Source organism: Agathobacter sp. (assembly GCF_977054825.1).
This window is the reverse complement of sequence record NZ_CDRTEH010000016.1, coordinates 1-19,986: the sequence shown is the minus strand read 5'-3', so window position 1 is coordinate 19,986 and position 19,986 is coordinate 1. Positions and strand designations below refer to the sequence as shown.

Below are 19,986 nucleotides of genomic sequence, written 5' to 3'. Positions count from 1 at the left end.
GTTTTACACTTTGCTCAATAACAATTGAAGATGACCTTAATCCGTGAAGTTGATTTCTTCACAGACTCCTTAAATCCTATAATTTCAAGCTTTTGCGATATTTTGTTGTTCAATATCACACCCACCAGGTGAAGAAAAATCAGAAAAATAATCTAAAAAATCCGCCATACCATCCTCGGTATAGCGAATTTATAATAAGATAGAGGACATCTCTGTCCTCTATCTCCTAGTGCGATTATTCAATTTCCCATCGAATACTGCTTTGCTGCTTCATTGTAAAGATATAACGCCTTTACTACATTATTCAGCTTTGTATTAGAATTTTGTGCATTTAGTGCTTTATACATATATGTCATCACACTATACTTCTGATTTATCTCTTTTCCATTCGCGCTGATTTTAACGTTATATGTATCACCAAGCGATGAAATACTAATATCCGGGACTCTTACACACATGATATTTCCATCATACTCAGGTGAAACATTTTGTCCATTTACACTCACATTTATGTTATTCGCCATATTTTTGTCATCCATGCTATAATACAGCTTCAAATCCGTACCGGAATTCAAGACAAGACTGCCGCCTATGAATGAAACGCCAATATTGTTGTTGAATACAGCATAATTATAGTCTTTTGAAACTGTTGTATTAGTTGTTAATACAGGATCATTGGTCTTATTATGCAATCCCTTATTGGCAAGAGCATCTGTTTTTTCATTAAAGTAAGTCTGAGCATATCCGCCATAGTTCAGCATTGCTTTTATAAGTGGTGCTGATGACTTGTATTCGCTGCTTTCTGGCTCAGCTAGTATTTTACTTGCATAGTCATAAACCGAATATGAATAAGTCTGTCCTGTCCAGTCATTGCAATGAAGCACCGCATTTACCTTTTTGGTCATTTCTGCGGCATTAACCCTGCATTTAAATGAATAACAGTCGGTTCCGTTGTAATTTACCTTGTCTGCATCCTTAAGATATACACGTGTGGATTTTTTGCTTCCTTCAGGTGTAAATTCGACATATGTGTTATCTTTATCTATCAGTAACGCATCTGACAGACGCATAATAAAATTCAATCCGATATCATCACTCAGGCTTAGTGAAAGGCCTTTCAGTTCACCGGAATAATTATCTTCTGTTGGGAATAATACTTTATACGGAGTATACTGTCGCTTGAAGTTACCATTTCCTGTTTGACCTGATGTATTATAGCCCCAACAATATAAATCGCCGTTTGTGGTTATTGCTGCAAATGTATGATAAAAAACCTTAGCTTCTCTTACATTATCCATCACTTTTACTGGAATTGCCTGATAGTCATCATTATCTTCTGAAGGAATATTAGGATTCCCTTTAGCTCCCCAATAATACAAATCACCATTTTCAGTTAACGCTATTGATTTAACATCATCTATGTTCACATCTTTAACATTTTCCAATATTTTTACAGGTTTTTCCACATAATACCCTGTATCGCTTCCTGCTTGCCCCCAACTATTTTTCCCCCAACAATATAAATCTCCATTCTCTGTTATTGCGCCAAATGTATCATCATAAGTATAATACTTTTTTACATTTTCCAATATTTTTGCTGGTAATAGTATATTATTTAGCTCATCATATTCATTATATCCCCATAAGTATAAATCACCATTTAAAGTTATTGCTGCTGTTGTAGATGAGAACTCCCCAAAACATACTTGTTTTACATTATCTAGTATCTTTAACGGAGATAGCTGATTACATGTACTTCCATTTCCAGCTTCTCCGTATTCATTATGCCCCCAACAATATAAATCGCCATTCTCTGTTATTGCGGCTGATGTATTAGCTTTTGTATAAAATTCTTTTACCCCTTCCAATACTTTTTTTGGTGTTAGCTGGTTGGTTGTAGTACCAATTCCCACTGTTCCTGCGCCATTATCGCCCCAGCAGTATAAATCGCCATTCTCTGTTATTGCGGCTGATGTAAGACCATCAATGCAAAATTTACGCACATTACTCAAGACCTTTACCGGTTTTAGCTGATTAACAGTAGAACCATTTCCTATTTGCCCTGCAAAATTGAAGCCCCAGCAATATAAATCGCCATTCTCTGTTATTGCGGCTGCCGTATAAAAGTCTAAATAAACCTCTTTTACATTTTCTAAGACCTTTACCGGGGTTAACTGATTGTCTGTTGCTCCATTTCCAACTTGTCCATATTCATTATACCCCCAACAATATAAATCACCATCTTCTGTTATAGCTGCTGTAGTATCATTTTCCAAAACTGTTTCTTTAACATTTTCTAACACCTTTACCGGGGTATGCTGATCATTCGTAGCACCATTTCCAACACCGCCACATCTGTTAAATCCCCAACAGTATAAATCGCCATTAGACGCAATTGCTGCAGATGTATTCCATAAATTTATTGATTTAATTTCAACCTTATCGTTTTCATTTGCTGTTACTTCAGAAACAGGCATATAAGAAGCGATAAACAATACCAATATCAATATGACAGACATAAATTTCGATTTCATATCCCAATCCTCCAATTCCAAATCTTATATTCTATTTGCTATATATTTCATTTGCATACTGCCCATACCAGTATAGTGATTTCATTAATTCTGACAGTGTTGAATTATCATTTTTCGATAATGCCTTTGCAATGTAATTATAAACAGAATAATCAATTATCGTTTTTTTGCTACTATCCTTACCATTATAAATCGTAACTTTAAAATCTTTTTTTAGAGAATATGCCGGAATACTGTCAATATCAACGTAGTAGTAAGTGCCCTTTTTCTTCAAATCAAGCTTACGTTCAGATGATGTTCCCTCGTTCACATAGCATGACATATTTCCAGTCTTACTATCGTCAATTTTAAAATAATGCCTTATAACGCAGCCTGATTCCAATAATAAAGACGTTCCAATATACTCTATTCCGTTGCTGTTTACAATACTATTTTTTCCATACTGCTCAATAAATGCCTTACTATTTTGAATTTCCGGCACATTTTTTTCATTGTCAGTAAGATTTTTGTTAACAAAATCTGTCGTTTCATATTTAAAATACTTTTGAGCATATGCACCATAATTCAGTAATGAAATAACAAGATTTTTTTCAGTTTCGTTTTCTCCGGCTTTATATGCATCAAGATAGTCATAGCAATAATCCTTTATACTATATGAAGAGCTGCTGATTAATTTTCCATTTGAAGAGAATAAATCAGTTGTTACGGTTTGTCCAATCTGTGCAGGCGCTAAATCATATATAAAGTTTATATAGCCATTCTTATTGACAGCATCCTTAACATATATTTTTTTATCGTTTTTACTAAGGGCATTGCTTACACTAGAGTTTATAGACATAACCACGTAAGCCCCAGAATTTTTGACAAAATCATCTGTCATCTTCCAATAGGAATTAACAGCAATCAGCCCATTATTTTTCAATGATATACTGTGCCCATATAATGACGGCTGCTGCTCGTTTGAAAATTCAACTGTTCCAATCAACCGGTTATTATCCGTATTATAAATGTCAATTGAACTTACGTTATCTACATTCTCAGCATCAATCATAAATCTATTATCTTCATCTGCACTTATGGAAAACTTTTTTTCATCTATGGAGCTGTTAGTATGTTTTTTCAGTGATACATTTAATTTATCTATCTTTGATTCTCCAATCATACTAATTAATATATTGTCAGTTCCATCTTCATTCTTGTAAACGATGAAGTTTGTTGATGCTTTATATGAATCTGCAATTTTTACTACAGCAGCTGTATCTCTTACGGTATCTTTGACAAATTTTGCCTCTATATCAACGTTTTCTCTCGCAGTAAATCTATATACAGATGATAAATCACGTAATTCGCCATCCATATACCATCCAGCAAACTTATATCCATTTTCAGGATAAGCAGTTAATGAAACCGGATCACCAAGTGGATATATACCTGTTCCTACTACTGTACCACCATCTGTTTCAGCACTTTCGACAGTTATATTAGCATCATCTGATACACTAAGATACTCAGAAGGAGTGATTGTTGAATCCTTAGAAATAACCGCATCGTTAGAGTCTGCAGTGATATCATCTCCATCAAGACTTTGTGTATATTCTTTATCTGTTTTTAATGGAATATCATAGTAATTTAACCTTCCAACCGGATTGCCGTCAACATTTTGTTCTATTACATAATTCATTGTGCCATCATCGGTGCCTGTAAATTTAAGTTTAACTTTTAAATCGGATGGTATTATAATTGTCTTCACATCTCCATCAACATCAATATATATATCATCTTTATATGTATACTCCGTTCCATTTGTACTACCGAGAACATTTCCATTTTCATCATCAATTTCGACATCAACAGGGCACTGCACAAACAATTTTTGAAAATTCTGCCATTTTTTTGTTATCCAGCTTTTCTTTCCAGCATCGCCTTTATAAAGATAATTTTCAAAATCTGTCTGTAAAGTTTCCTTGGCCTTAACGAGTTTATCCATTGCAGCCTTCACTATGGAATTGCTGACTGACTTATCTGAATAATCTATTTTCTTTAATTTTTTATATATTGTATCAGCATTTTGCATTACATCCGATAACTTTTTGGATTTCTTTGCTGTCACAATATCCGAAACTAAATCATAACCATCTTTCATTTTTTGAAAATTCTTCAGAGTATTACCATATCCTCTGCTCTGTAAAGTTGCAACCTTATCAGAAAATAATTCACTAATCTCACTATATGTGAAACCTGAAATACATGTGACCTGTGCAAATTCTCCGACTACAGAGTTAAGGCAAGAATATAGAGCATCCTCAGTCCAGTCAGAAAGAGTGTTAATATATTCATTAAGAACCTTCGCTGTGCCTTTGGCACTTGAAATAATCGTTCCGGTATACGATTCGTTTAAACCTTTACTAACAGAAACACTTCCAAAATAAGCCCATAAAAAATGCGTAACACTAAACTTCACAGTATAACCATTAATAGTTCTCTCAAAATTGAGTCCATCAAGATTATTTCTTATTTCATTAACAATACTTGCGCTTACTTGTACCAAACTTGCTGATGTGTCAATTTTTCCAAGAGTCTTTCCCTCATCAACATACATATCTAAATACTGCGCAAGAGCCTCATAAACACTATCCAATGCAGTATCAGATATATTTGAATCCATTGTAATTATTTTATCCTTTGAAGCAGCATCTCTGTCTTTCAACATTTTTGCTTTTGTACTTTTATTTTTCTTAATGGCTTTTGCATCAGTATCACAAGCTGTTTTTAATGCCATAAGATAATTGTTCATTGCTTTTATAAAAGCATCCGTATCATCATATACATCTCCTGTAGAAGTATTTACATATGTAGGAGCACCATATTGTCTCACATCACATTTTATTTGTGTAAGCTCGGTAATTGAATCATTATTCTCATCCGTTGGAAATGTAACTTTATATGGTGTTAACTGATTTTTAGTAGAGCCATTTCCTACTTCACCATATTCATTATCCCCCCAGCAATATAAATCACCATTTGTTGTTACCGCTGATGATGTAAAATCACCGCTATAAAATTCTTTAACATTTTCTAATACTTTTACTGGTGTATGCTGATTACCAGTAGAGCCGTTTCCTACTGTACCATAATAATTATATCCCCAGCAATATAAATCACCATTTGTTGTTACCGCTGATGATAAATGGTAACAAGAATAAAAGTCTTTAACATTTTCTAATACTTTTACCGGTGTATACTGGGCATCAGTAGAGCCATTTCCTACTAAGCCATCATAATTATCTCCCCAGCAATATAAATCACCATTTGTTGTTACCGCTGATGATCTAAGCGCATTGATATAAAATTCTTTAACATTTTCTAATACTTTTACTGGTGTATACTGGGCAACAGTAGAGCCGTTTCCTACTGCACCACTAGTATTATGTCCCCAGCAATATAAATCTCCATTTGTAGTTATCGCTGCTGGTGTAAAACCATCGCTATAAAATTCTTTAACATTTTCTAATACTTTTACCGGTGTATGCTGGGAATAAGTAGAGCCGTTTCCTACTGCACCACTAGTATTATATCCCCAGCGATATAAATCACCATTTGTTGTTACCGCTGATGATAAATAAAAATAAGAATAAAAGTCTTTAACATTTTCTAAAACTTTTGCTGGTGTATGCTGGTCATCAGTAGAACCGTTTCCTACTGTTCCATACCAATTATATCCCCAGCAATATAAATCACCATTTGTTGTTACCGCTGATGATAAATGGTGACAAGAATAAAAGTCTTTAACATTTTCTAATACTTTTACCGGTGTATACTGGGCATCAGTAGAGCCGTTTCCTACTGCACCACTCCCATTATCTCCCCAGCAATATAAATCACCATTTGTTGCCACAGCTGCTGATGCTTCATTATAGTAATTAAATTTTTTAACATTTTCTAATACTTTTACTGGTGTATACTGGTCAACAGTAGAGCCGTTTCCTACTGTTCCATACCGATTATATCCCCAACAATATAAATCACCATTTGTTGCCACAGCTGCTGATGCTTCATTATAGTAATTAAATTTTTTAACATTTTCTAATACTTTTACTGGTGTATACTGATATTCAGTAGAGCCGTTTCCCACTTGTCCACAACCATTTTTTCCCCAGCAATATAAATCTCCATTTGTAGTTATCGCTGCTAATGTAAAACCATCGCTATAAAATTCTTTAACATTTTCTAATACTTTTACTGGTGTATGCTGGTCAGCAGTAGAGCCGTTTCCCACTTGACCACAATCATTTTTTCCCCAACAATATAAATCACCATTTACAGTTAGAGCTGCAGACACAGAGCCACCGGGATAAAATGTTTTTATCTTTACATCATTATTAATGATTTCTTTATTTTCTAAATAATCCATCGCACACGAATCTACATTGCCTATTTCCGAAGCTCGTACCACCGAAGCTGGCATGTAAGATGTAATAAATAATACCATCACCAATATAACAGATAAAATCTTAGATTTCATAAATTAATCCTCCAATTTAAATTCAAATCTCGTCATAAACAATAGCCCTTTAGCACTAATAATAGAATACCACCATTTTCCTCAAGATAAAAGAAAAATCTAAAATAAATCTAAAAATCCGCCATACCGTACCCGGTATAGCGGATTTTCTCATCCAATAGTAACTTTCACTTATTTACAACTGCTGTATCTGATATAAAACCAATATAAAGCATCCGAACTATCAATTAACCATATTATTGAACCGTTGTTCCAAGCTCATACATAGAAACACTCAGATTCTTTAATTTACCATCCGTAGTGTTTGAGCTTACTGCACTCCTGCAATAATCATATACACTGGATGAAACAAAATTCTTGCCTGATACTGTAACCGTAAAAACTTTGCCGTACTCTGCCGGTGTTATATCTGTGATATCCACGTAATATATGCTGCCGTTTTGGACTGGTTTTAATACCTTTCCGTCACATTTGAATGCGTAATCAGTAATTTTCTTAGTGCTGTCTGTAAGCTCAAAATAAATTCTCATGTCTGTTTTCGATTTAAGTATCAGAGATTTTCCATAATATTTGATACCATTTACATTATCCGCATGAAATGTTGAGCTTGCTTTCATAAGATCTGCCTGCTTTGTAAGAGTTTTCTCCTTATCTTCAAGCATATCATTTGCGAGATTTGCCATGTTGTAGCCGAAATACTGCTGGCTGTATGAACCATAATTCAATATCTTCTTAATGACTGCTATAGTATTTGCATCATATGAATCAGAATTATTTAAAATATGCTGACAGTACTTCTTTACTGAATATGTAATTGTATCACTTGCTTTTTCTGTACCATCTGCCTCCGGAATGATTAGCTGTGCCTTTATGATATCAGACATCTCTGCAGCCGGCATACTGCAAGTAAATACTCTTGTGTTTTTATCTTCTGAATACTGTTTTGTGTCAGTTATGCTTACTTTCTTGACTGTTCCATCAGCCAGCTGGAATTTCATATAAGCTTTGCTGTTCTTTACATCAGCTGCAGTCATCTTCACGTAGAAATTGAGCCCGATAGTATCTGCTAATGTGACAGAAGCACCATCAAACTTCACCTCCGCATTCTCGCTTTCTGTAAAACTAATACCATTTTCATCGGCAAAAGTCTTCGCTGTAGAATCTCCATAACCTATTATATTTACAAAGTCGTCATTTCCAAAATGATTATAATCGGATTCATAAGAGTCCAAATGGAAATTCATATCAGGATTCTGTACTGTTACTTTCTCTAACAGAGTACAGTTCGCAAAAGCTCCATTTCCCAGAGTTTCCACATTGACCGGAATAGTTACTTCTTCAAGGCTTTTACATCCATTAAATGCATCTCTTCCTATAACTGTCACATTCTCCGGTATGGTAATCTGATTCAAAGACGAACAACCCTCGAATGCACTGCTTGATATCTCTTTTATGGTACTTGGAAGCTCAACACTCTGAATGTATTGCGAATCCCTGAACATACTAGACGGTATACTTTCCAGCTTACCTGTCATTCTTACTTTTTCAAGACTTATGCAGTCCCCAAAGATTGATGTAGAACCAGATATACCTATCTTCGTTAAATTATCACTCTTAATCTCCACATCTCTAAGATTATCACAATGACCAAATGCGTAATAGCCGATGCTTTCTACCTTTGAAGGAATAACCAAAGTCTCTAAAGATGTACAGTTTTCAAATGCATTCTCCTCTATTGATGTCACTGCTTCCGGAATTGTAATCTGCTGCAATGAGGTACAACCACTAAATGCAGATTTCGATATGGTGGTTACAGTGCTTGGGATTTTAAGTGTTTCAAGATATTCTGCACCTTCGAACATATCGGCCGGAATAGATTTTAAATCACCCGTAAGCGATACAGTCTTCAATTTGATGCAGTCATTAAATAGATAGCCATCCCCATAATACCCTGTATTTTCCAATATGCCACTTTTTATTTCCAGATTTGAAAGAGATGTACAGCCACTAAATGCATCGCAGCCTATACTCTTCACTCTTGATGGAATGACCAGATTGTTCAAAGCTGTACAGCCTGAAAAAACCCAATTTCCTAATGTTGTCAAATTCTCAGGCAACGAAATCGACTGTAATGCTGTACAATCTTTGAACGCATATTCGCCAATTGAAGTAACAGATTTTGGTATGCTGACCTGCTTCAAAGACTTGCAGTCCCTGAATGCTTTATCTTTTATTGATGTCACCGAACTTGGAATCACTATAGACTCCAGATAGTCTGCACCATCAAACATGGTATCAGGAATATATTTCATTTTTCCAGTCAGCTTTACAGTTTTGAGATTTTTACATCCCGTAAATATATTTCCATCACCATACTGACCTGTATGCTGTAACACGCTGCTCTTTATTTCGAAGCTGCTCAATTCCGTACAATCTATAAACGCACCGTATCCTATAGTATCAACTCGTGATGGTATAACTATACTTGTAATGCCTGTACATCCCTGAAAAGCATATCTTCCAATGGATGTGACCTTGTCCGGAATAGTCACTGACTTTAAGCCGGTGCAATTTTTGAACGCCGAATCCCCTATCGCTGTGGTTCTTGAAGGAAGCACAACATTGGCACTTGCTCCGTTATACTTTGTGATTTTATTTCCATCCCATGTAAAATCAGACTCCGGAGTAGGTGTTTCTGCTCCATAAAGCTCCTGCGAATCATCGACTGTTTCCACTTCCTGTACAGCTGCAGTATCATCAAATGTTGTCGCAAATACAGAGGATGTAGGACACAATGTAACAACCATTTGTGCTGCCAGTAAAGCAGCCACTACCTTTTTCTTCATATGTTAAATCTCCTAACTTAAAATATTCAACTAATCTTCTTAGTCCTATAGCACTAATATATTTTACCACTTTTAATGAAAAAAAGATATACTATTTGTGAACTTCCAGAAATTTTGCAACTAAATGAATATTCTCGTGCGGTAACTCCACAAATCCGGCAGGTAGCTAACAAAATATACAATAAACAACATCAAACCATGTGATTGATAGTATATTTATCAATGCTCTTTCTTCTTAAGTTAATGCTATCTAAAGTAAAAGGTAGTGCTTTCATTAGCACTACCCCTTGCTATTGCATAAATGTTTTTCATTCACGATGCCAAATATCATCTTTTTATATTTACAATACTCCTTATATTTTCCCAATATAAGAATATTACAATTTATTGAACATTTACAGACAAAAGATTTCTCCAATAATTTCCATTACCATCTACTGTATCCACATACAGCATTGTCTTTCCTACCATTTTTGGAGTCCAGAAACATGAGTTATCTTTCTCATATCCTCGAATTCTATACCAATTATTATCCGGATTACATACTACAAACTGATAAAAATAATTTCCAGTTCCGCCTGTCGCCTGTGCTGTTAGTTTCACTTTATCTCCCAATTTCACAGTATCATCGGACTTAGATGTAAATTTAACCCTCAATTTTTCAGTCTTTTTTGTAATCTCAATTGGAAGTTCCACTCTTTTATAAGTTCCTTCACTATCCTTTACATCTACATACAATGTTTTGTTACCCACAGCTCCCGGAATCCATGTACCTGTATTATCCTTGGAATAGTCTTTTATCTTATACCAATTACCTTTATTATCAGTAAGAATGAATTTATATGTATAATCTCCACTTCCACCACTTGCCTGTGCTGTTAATTTTACTTCACTTCCAACTTCTGCTGTCTTCTCAGGTGATACAGTAAAATTGACATTGAGTGTTGTGACCTTCATTGAAAGCCCGACTCTCACATATGCGCCTTTACTATCTTTTACGTCCACATATAATGTTTTGTCGCCCACAGCTCCCGGAGTCCATGTACTTGTATTATCTTTTGAATAATCCTTAATCTTGTACCAATTACCTTTATTATCAGTGAGAATGAATTTATACGTATAATCCCCACTTCCTCCGCTTGCCTGTGCTGTTAATTTGACTTTCTTTCCAACTTTCGCTGTTTCTATCACATCTGTATTAAATTTAACATCTAATTTAGTTACTATTTTGTCTGATGGAACTATTGTTTCACAATATCCATTCTGATCATATAAAGCATATGATTTAATATCAAAGCCTCCACTTGCCGGTGCCTGAGCTCCATTTGAATTGAAAAGAACCTTGCCACTTTTAGCAGTTGCTTCGTCCAGCACACATCTATATACTCCATTTGGAAGCTTTTCCATAGCTGTACCAGGCCATTCCCCTGTAAGCTTATTATTAGTTCCATTTGTAGTATTATATGCATAACAGTTAACAGAACTTCCCCATCCAGATGGTTTCTTAAAATAAATAGCTAATTTTCCATCTGCAACTTTCTCATAATCATATGGCACTTCTTTTACAGTTACTTTTACTGATGCTTCTACTCCATTTCTCGCTTGCGCTTTAATCACAGCTGTTCCCGCTCCTTCAGCTGTAATAATTCCTTTTTCTACAGTTGCAACATCCTTATTCGAAGAACTCCATGACAAGCCTTTATACTTTGCATTTTCCGGAGCAACAGTTGCTTTAACCGTCTTCTTTTCTCCAGTGTTCATATTAATTTCTTTCTGGTCTAACGTTACGGACTGTACCTGAATTATATCCCCTTCATACTGTCCTTTATAACCAGATGTATCATAATATCCACCATCTTTGAATTCAGCCTTTACACTTGAGCCTGAGCCATTCGTAAATACAACTTTAAGTCCTGTTTTATTTCCTGTGTATGTACATGCATATACTCCATCCTTTACTTTTGACATTGGAATACTCTGCACCAAAGCACCATTATCATCATATAAATTAGCTGTTACATTATTCCAGTTTTGTGTATTATTAAAATAAACGCTCTGCTCCTGTGCATCTTCAACAGATGTTGCATTGTAAAGATATTTACCATCTGTACCAACCTTACCCGGTGCCTGTGTCTTAGCAGTATTCAATACATATACTCTTAAATTGCCCTTTCCCGAACACTCAGCTGTAAGGCTTCCATTAGTAACATTTTTTGTATCTCCGGTAATGCAATCCACATATGTACCATTCGGAATATTATTAAACGTTGCAGAATTGCTTATTGTGACAAGTGCAAAGCTGTCCGTTTTATCATCTGTGTATCTTCTCTTAAATGCCATATTTCCATCAATATTTGATGTTGAATACTGACCCTTTCTAAGAGCCGGTACTGCCTGACGTATACGGTTTAATCTCTGAATATGCTTAGATAACGGATAATTCAAAGATTTTTTCATAGTTCCTGTTGCACCAAAATACTCACCAAAGTCAGTTGTTGTTACTTCACCTTCAATATTATCTCCAAAATACGCACGACCGGTATTACTTAATGCATCGTTAGGACCTACATCTATCATCTTTCCTTTTTGGAATTCCACTTCTGATCCGTAATAAATACAAGGAATACCACGAAATGTAAACATAAGACTCAAGTTTTCCGCCCATGTATCCTGTGAGCCGGCAAAACGTTGATCTGATGGTGCCTGATCAGGTGCATAATCATGCGAATCAACATATGTCACATTCCATGTTGCATCGTTATACCACTTGTCTCCACTTAACGCAATGCCGTACGCACTTCCTGCATTTTCAAAATTCCAATGCATTGGAAAATCAATAACGCCAAATTTAGAATTTTTACTATAATCCGGTGTATGATAATCATTACCGTTCAAGAATGCATTATCACTTGTAGGCTGGGCTTCTATATCTTTATTATCATTAAAGTTGTCTAAAGTTGACTGTTCATTTACAGTTCTATCTGTATCACTCCATGCGTAATCCTTAGATTCTTTCCATGTATAGAATGGAGCCGAAAGAGGAGGTACACCTTTGTTCCATACATCACGATCGCGAGTACACACTTCTCCAAACATATAGAAACTATCATTTCCATTCTTCTCTGCCTCATCATAAAATGGCTGTATAAGTGCATTATTAAATGTTAATCTTGAAATATGCTTTGCAGTATCAACACGGAATGCATCTACTCCCATATCAATATAACTGTTATATGCATCCTGTAAGTACTTATACACCTTTGGATTCTCCGTATTCAAATCCACACAATCTCCGGCAATCTGAGCTGTCTGGCAGCTATATTCCTCCCAGCCGAGACTTTTCTCATGATGATAAATATGTTCAGGATCACCTGTCTCACTTTTCATTTTCTCTATACGCGCATCATACTGCCTTGCCGGAAGCAATTGATTATAATCTGTTGGAAGCCCACTATTAGGAAGCAGCTTCATACAATCTGAACTACTTAAATCTCCCTGTTTCTCAATCATAGGAAAAAGATTTGTTTCTCCAAAATTTCCGGTATGGTTAAATACTACATCCTGAATTACCTTTAATCCTTTTGCATGTGCTGCATTAATAAAATCCTGATATGTAAAGTCGCTTGATTCATATCTTGGATCCACTTTAGAGAAATTCAGAGCATGGTATCCATGATAATCATATCCACTACAATTTTCTACAACAGGTGTAATCCATATTGCTGTAAATCCAAGTGCTTTAATATAATCCAATTTCTCTGCAAGGCCCTTGAAATCACCTCTCCATTCCGGATCGTCAGGATCATCATACTGTGTACCATCCCAACATTGAACATTATTCTCTGAATCTCCATCATAAAAACGTGTTGTCATCACGAAATAAATTGATTCATCTCTAAAATCATCACGGCTATTTGCATAAATAACGCCAGCCGGACTTGTCGGATTCTGAGTTGCTACCTTTTTAACAGCTACTTTGCTTTCTTTACTTTCACTGCCTGATACTGTCTCTGCTTTAACAACAGGAGCTTGCCAAAATGTCATTTCTCCTGTCATAAGCGAAGCACACAATATCAAAGCAAATATTCTTTTCTTCATACTATGAACATCCTCACTTTGTGTATTAATATATTTATTTCACCTATTTTGTTACCAATATAGATAAAGATTCACGCCTATAATTTCCCTCGCTATCTACAGCATCTACATATAACATTGTATTACCCACCGTCTTTGGCACCCATAGATAAGTACCGGTTTTCTCATAATCACGGAGCCTATACCAATTATTATCCGGACTGCAAACTAGAAAATCATATAAATAGCTTCCACTTCCTCCGGTTGCCTGCGCTGTTAACTTAACTTCACTTCCAACTTTTACAGTTTTCGATGGTGATGCGGTTAACTTAACACTTAATTTTTCAGCCTGTTTTGTAACCTGTATTGGAAGCTCTACTCTCTGATATGCACCTGCACTATCTTTTACATCAACATATAACGTCTTATTTCCTGCCGCTCCCGGTATCCATGTACTTGTATTAGCTTTTGCGTAATCTCTTATTTTATACCAATTTCCGTTATTGTCACTTACAATGAACTTATAAGTATAATTACCACTTCCTCCACTTGCCTGCGCTGTTAGCTTAACTTCACTTCCAACTTTTACTGTTCCCGATGGTGATGCAGCAAGCTTTACACTTAATTTTTCAGTCTGTTTTGTAACCTGTATTGGAAGTTCTACTCTCTGATATGCTCCTTCACTATCTTTTACATCAACATACAAGGTTTTACTTCCTGCTGCTCCCGGTATCCATGTACAGGTATTACTTTTTGCGTAATCTCTTATTTTATACCAATTTCCGTTATTGTCACTTAAAATAAACTTATAAGTGTAATTACCGCTTCCTCCACTTGCCTGCGCTGTTAGCTTAACTTCACTTCCAACTTTTGCTGTTCCCGATGGTGATACAGCAAGCTTTACACTTAATTTTTCATTGACTTTTTTTACTTCTATTGGTAATGCTGCTCGTTGATATGCACCTGCACTATCTTTTACATCAACATACAAGGTTTTATTTCCCGCTGCCCCTGGTCTCCATGTACATGTATTACTTCTTGCGTAATCTCTTATTTTATACCAATTTCCACTATTGTCACTTATAATGAACTTATAAGTATAATTACCACTTCCTCCACTTGCCTGCGCTGTTAGCTTAACTTCACTTCCAACCTTTGCCGAAACCGAATCGGCTGAAAAAGTAATCTTGATATCATCTGCCTTCTTCTCTACCTTTGTCCATCTGCCATTGATATATGCCATCGACTGACCCTTTGTGAACTCCAGTCCCGCCTGCTGTGCTGCCGGATACTGTGAAGCGCCATCATTAAAAATAATGCTTGCGGTCTTGAAATCATCCGGTAAATTGTATGCATACACGCCCTCACCCAGATATTTCATCTCTAAGCCCGGCCATTTTCCGTTATTTGTATCCTTGTCAACATATGCATAGCAGTTTATCTTGTCTCCCCATCCGTCAGGCTTCTTGATGTATACATCATAGCTTCCATCAATATACTTAAGATATGGGTCTTTCTCTGTCTTTTTGAACTCAGCGCTGTCAGTGACCTCACCCTTTGTTCCTGTACCCTTTACTGTTACAGTGATTGTATCACCAATCTGACTCTTTGCACCAACTGCGATAATGTCTCCGTCTGTATAGCTTCCTGAAGCTCCCTCAGATGTGGTATATGTAGCGTTCTGCACATTTTTAGCCGAAAGCTTTACATCAAGTGTATCTGTTGAAAAGCTGTTTGAGCCTGTTGTAGAAGAAATACCAACGCTTTCCTGATCCTTGTTGTAAATAACAGCAACCTTTCTCTTGTCAAGAGTACCTGAAATCTTGCCGTTTGATACTGTAAAGGTTCTGCCTGAGACCTGATCCTTATAGGTTCCGTCCTTCATCTTTGTATCGGAATTAATATTTACACTTTCTTCTTTTAAGTTGATGATAACAGTTCCCTCAGTACCACGGTCAATCTGAAGAATCTGTGAATCTTTACCAGGATTGCGTAAATACTCCGACTTGCCGGCCATGGCATTACGGAAGAGATTTACTTCCCTTACTTCAGTAGATTTAAACTCATTATTTCCCTTGGCACCGAGTACATTGTTGCCCCAACGGTTGCCGCTGGCTCCATTTGATCCATCCGGACGGCTGTAGAATAATGGAGTTCCATCCTTTCTTGCTGCAATGACAGCCCATGCCAGACGAAGCTGCTCATCTGTCATCCTTGATGAAACACCTGCATTACAGTATGTATCATGAGACTCTACCCATGTAACCAGTCTGCCCGGTGAAGCATGTCTCCAGTTTGAAATAGTATCTACATCAAAGGAATTACCGGTAACGGCTCCTCTTAAGGTCTCACCGTAGCTGCTGGCTGTCATACGCATATACTTGGCATATTCTGACTCAGGTACATTGTCGCCCTGTAATACCTCACCATATGTAAACACATTTTTATCACTCAGTGTAACACCATTTGCTGACTCCTCACCTGTCACAACAGGCCAGAAATTGTTTCTGGTGCTCTTTTTATCAAGCGGATCTGAAGGCACACCGATATGCTTAGCTGTATCATAACGGAAGCCGTCAGCACCACATGCAATCAGGTCATTTAAATACTTAAGGAAATATGCCTGAAAATCCGGATTCTCTGTATTTACATCCGGAAGTCCGCCCATCTGTCCTGTGGTACACTCATAACGATTGCCCCACTGTGTAATCTCCTTAAAACCATTTGCATGATACAGATTGTCCTTGCCACCCACTGCATTGTAAAGATTATCAGATACCTTTGCCAGATCAGGTGTGGTATGGTTTGGAATTACATCAACAATAACCTTGATTCCATACTTATCAGCCTCGGCACACATCGCCTTAAAATCATCTCTTGTGCCCAGCTGATAGTTACCAATCTTCCAGTCAGTCGGCTGATACTGCCACCACCAGCAGCCGTCTGTACCATTTACCTCATCACTTCCCATAAGCTTCATATTTGAATAAGTGTCCTTGCACTCATTCGCCGGAGAGGTCTGGACAGTTGTAAAGCCTGCCGCTGCTATGTCCTTCATATTCTCCTTGATTGTGTTGAAGCTCCAACACCAGGCGTGCAGAATAGCACCATCCTGAATGTCATCTGCCAGTCCATACTTCGCAGCCTGTGAAGCTGTAGCTAAAGTACTTTCTGACGCTGTTTCTGCTGCCTGCACCTGTGTAATCGGGTACAGACTGCTTGCCGGCATCCCTGTAAAAGCGACTCCGAAGGCCAAGCACGCGGCTGCCAATCGCTTAAGCAGATATGTTGTACGTTTTTTCATACTTCTCTTTCCTTTCCCTTTGATTTTTCTTTAAACTAACATTTTATATATTCATTATAACGACTTTAAAGCGATTTACAATATCATTATTTTTAGATTCATGTTGTATTTTTATATTTTTCGCACTCTTTCGATAATTTTATACTAAAGAAACGCCAAAACCGACATTTGCCGGATTTGGCGTTTCTTAATTAATCACTGCTTAACAATACTCTAAATTTTCTACGTTGTTGTTTTGTATATTAATTATCTAATTATGTTATTTCCATCCTACACATTCATTAATCCTCTTTGCAATTCTTCCAGTTGCAATAGAATTCTTTTCAATTTCTCCAACAACCACTGATTCAGCACCAATAACACAGTTGTCATTTATTAAACTCCCTTTTAAAACAGTTGTATTTAAACCAATTAATACTTTATTGCCAATTTTTATTTCTTTGCTCCTTAACTCTCCATTTATTTCATGAAAATTACTATCTATTATAGTAACGTTATTTGATATTGCACATTGTTTTCCTATCTCGCACTTATCCGCTATTGAGATAAGTGAATTCTCATTAATAAACGTCCCATCTTCAATTCTTAACACGCCACCTTTGCCAATGTGTATATTAAATCCCGTATAGAGAGAAACTGTACCATTAATTATCAGTACCCCCCCCTCATCAATTCTCAATTTTGATGATTCTTTTCTATTAACTGCATTCGGATTCAACAACAAAATCCCCTCACCTTGAATGGAATTTTTACAAATCCTGATATATGTAGTTGCACTATCTCTTATTTTAACATTCGATATTCCATTAGCTCTTGATATTTTATATCCATTTTAGAAATCTTATTATTTTGCTTATAATCATATTCTCTTCCTTGGACTACTTCTATTTAACATAATTTTTGAAATGGGTATCGAAACTATTTCTATATAGCATCGATACCCATTTCATTCATTGTTCTATTGTAACAATACTACATAATAGGAAGTTCCCAATCTTCCTGTTGTATAGTCACATTACAATTCACTGCACTGCTTCGCACTACTTTTCCTGTACTATCCTTTACCTCTACAAAAAACTCTCTGTTTCCAACACTTCCTGCTGTCCATGTGTAGCTTGCGCTATTTATAAACTGTGGTGTAAGACGTGACCAGCTGTCTGTATCCTTATTATGTAACAGATAGCTGTATGTATATGGTGCGGTTCCTCCTGCTGCTGTTCCTGTTACAGTCACCTTGTCTCCAACATTCACTTTGTTTGAACCTGCTTTTACACTGATTGTCAGAGGCTGGGCTTTTACTGCCGATACTGCTACTGCACTGCTTCGCACTACTTTTCCTGTACTATCCTTTACCTCTACAAAAAACTCTCTGTTTCCAACACTTCCTGCTGTCCATGTGTAGCTTGCACTATTTACAAACTGTGGTGTAAGGCGTGACCAGCTGTCTGTATCCTTATTATGTAACAGATAGCTGTATGTATATGGTGCGGTTCCTCCTGCTGCTGTTCCCGTTACAGTCACCTTGTCCCCAACATTCACTTTGTTTGAACCTGCTTTTGCACTAATTGTCAGAGGCTGGGCTTTTACTGCCGATACTGCTACTACACTGCTTCGCACTACTTTACCTGTACTGTCCTTTACCTCTACAAAAAACTCTCTGTTTCCAACACTTCCTGCTGTCCATGTGTAGCTTGCACTATTTACAAACTGTGGTGTAAGACGTGACCAACTGTCTGTATCCTTATTATGTAACAGATAGCTGTATGTATATGGTGCAGTTCCTCCTGCTGCTGTTCCTGTTACAGTCACCTTGTCTCCAACATTCACTTTGTTTGAACCTGCTTTTGCACTGATTGTCAGATCCTGGGCTTTTACTGCCGATACTGCTACTGCACTGCTTCGCACTACTTTACCTGTACTGTCCTTTACTTCTACAAAAAACTCTCTGTTTCCAACACTTCCTGCTGTCCATGTGTAGCTTGCACTATTTACAAACTGTGGTGTAAGACGTGACCAGCTGTCTGTATCCTTATTATGTAACAGATAGCTGTATGTATATGGTGCTGTTCCTCCTGCTGCTGTTCCTGTTACAGTCACCTTGTCTCCAACATTCACTTTGTTTGAACCTGCTTTTGCACTGATTGTCAGATCCTGAGCCTTTACTGCCGATACTGCTACTGCACTGCTTCGCACTACTTTACCTGTACTGTCCTTTACTTCTACAAAAAACTCTCTGTTTCCAACACTTCCTGCTGTCCATGTGTAGCTTGCACTATTTACAAACTGTGGTGTAAGACGTGACCAGCTGTCTGTATCCTTATTATGTAACAGATAGCTGTATGTATATGGTGCTGTTCCTCCTGCTGCTGTTCCTGTTACAGTCACCTTGTCTCCAACATTCACTTTGTTTGAACCTGCTTTTGCAGAAATATTTAAATTTTGTCTAGCTTCATAACAAACAGCATTTTGTTCAGAAGCATATACCCCTGTTATACTAGTTTGAATAACAAAAACTCCACATATAACCCCTGCAATCAACAATTTACATTTTTTCATACTACATCCTTTCCTGCATATCGTAAATATGCATTTAAATTAATTTATTCTAGAGCCTACACTCCTAGAATTGCTAATACTTTTCTCCCGCATTATAGCACATTAATTACTAATAGGGCAAGTATTTACACACTTTAAACAATGAAT

At 36.6% G+C, this 19,986-nt stretch carries 7 protein-coding genes; all 7 read right to left on the bottom strand.

Going from position 1 to position 19,986, the window contains the following annotated elements; genetic code table 11:
- Positions 1–239 precede the first annotated feature (239 nt).
- Positions 240–2,534 (bottom strand): RCC1 domain-containing protein, encoded by a 2,295-nt coding sequence (locus tag ACW6PM_RS11010; RefSeq protein ID WP_456057187.1) that lies wholly within the window; start codon positions 2,532–2,534, stop codon positions 240–242.
- A gap of 31 nt (positions 2,535–2,565) precedes the next feature.
- The gene (locus ACW6PM_RS11005; protein WP_456057186.1) at positions 2,566–7,056 is read right to left on the bottom strand and encodes an RCC1 domain-containing protein; all 4,491 of its coding nucleotides are present in this window, start codon (positions 7,054–7,056) and stop codon (positions 2,566–2,568) included.
- Positions 7,057–7,292: 236 nt separating this feature from the next.
- On the bottom strand, positions 7,293–9,902 hold the full coding sequence (locus ACW6PM_RS11000) for a leucine-rich repeat domain-containing protein (RefSeq protein WP_456057185.1): 2,610 nt from the start codon (positions 9,900–9,902) through the stop codon (positions 7,293–7,295).
- Between the two features lie 384 nt (positions 9,903–10,286).
- Complete coding sequence (locus tag ACW6PM_RS10995; RefSeq protein WP_456057184.1) at positions 10,287–14,000, bottom strand: alpha-amylase family glycosyl hydrolase; 3,714 nt, start codon at positions 13,998–14,000, stop codon at positions 10,287–10,289.
- Between the two features lie 43 nt (positions 14,001–14,043).
- Positions 14,044–17,283 carry a starch-binding protein gene (locus tag ACW6PM_RS10990; protein ID WP_456057183.1) on the bottom strand — a complete coding sequence of 1,080 codons (3,240 nt, stop codon included), beginning with the start codon at positions 17,281–17,283 and terminating at the stop codon, positions 14,044–14,046.
- A gap of 259 nt (positions 17,284–17,542) precedes the next feature.
- Entirely contained in the window at positions 17,543–18,001 is a 459-nt protein-coding gene (locus ACW6PM_RS10985) for an acyltransferase (protein WP_456057182.1), read from the bottom strand.
- A 254-nt stretch (positions 18,002–18,255) separates the two neighbouring features.
- Complete coding sequence (locus ACW6PM_RS10980) at positions 18,256–19,686, bottom strand: hypothetical protein (protein WP_456057181.1); 1,431 nt, start codon at positions 19,684–19,686, stop codon at positions 18,256–18,258.
- Between the last annotated feature and the right edge of the window lie 300 nt (positions 19,687–19,986).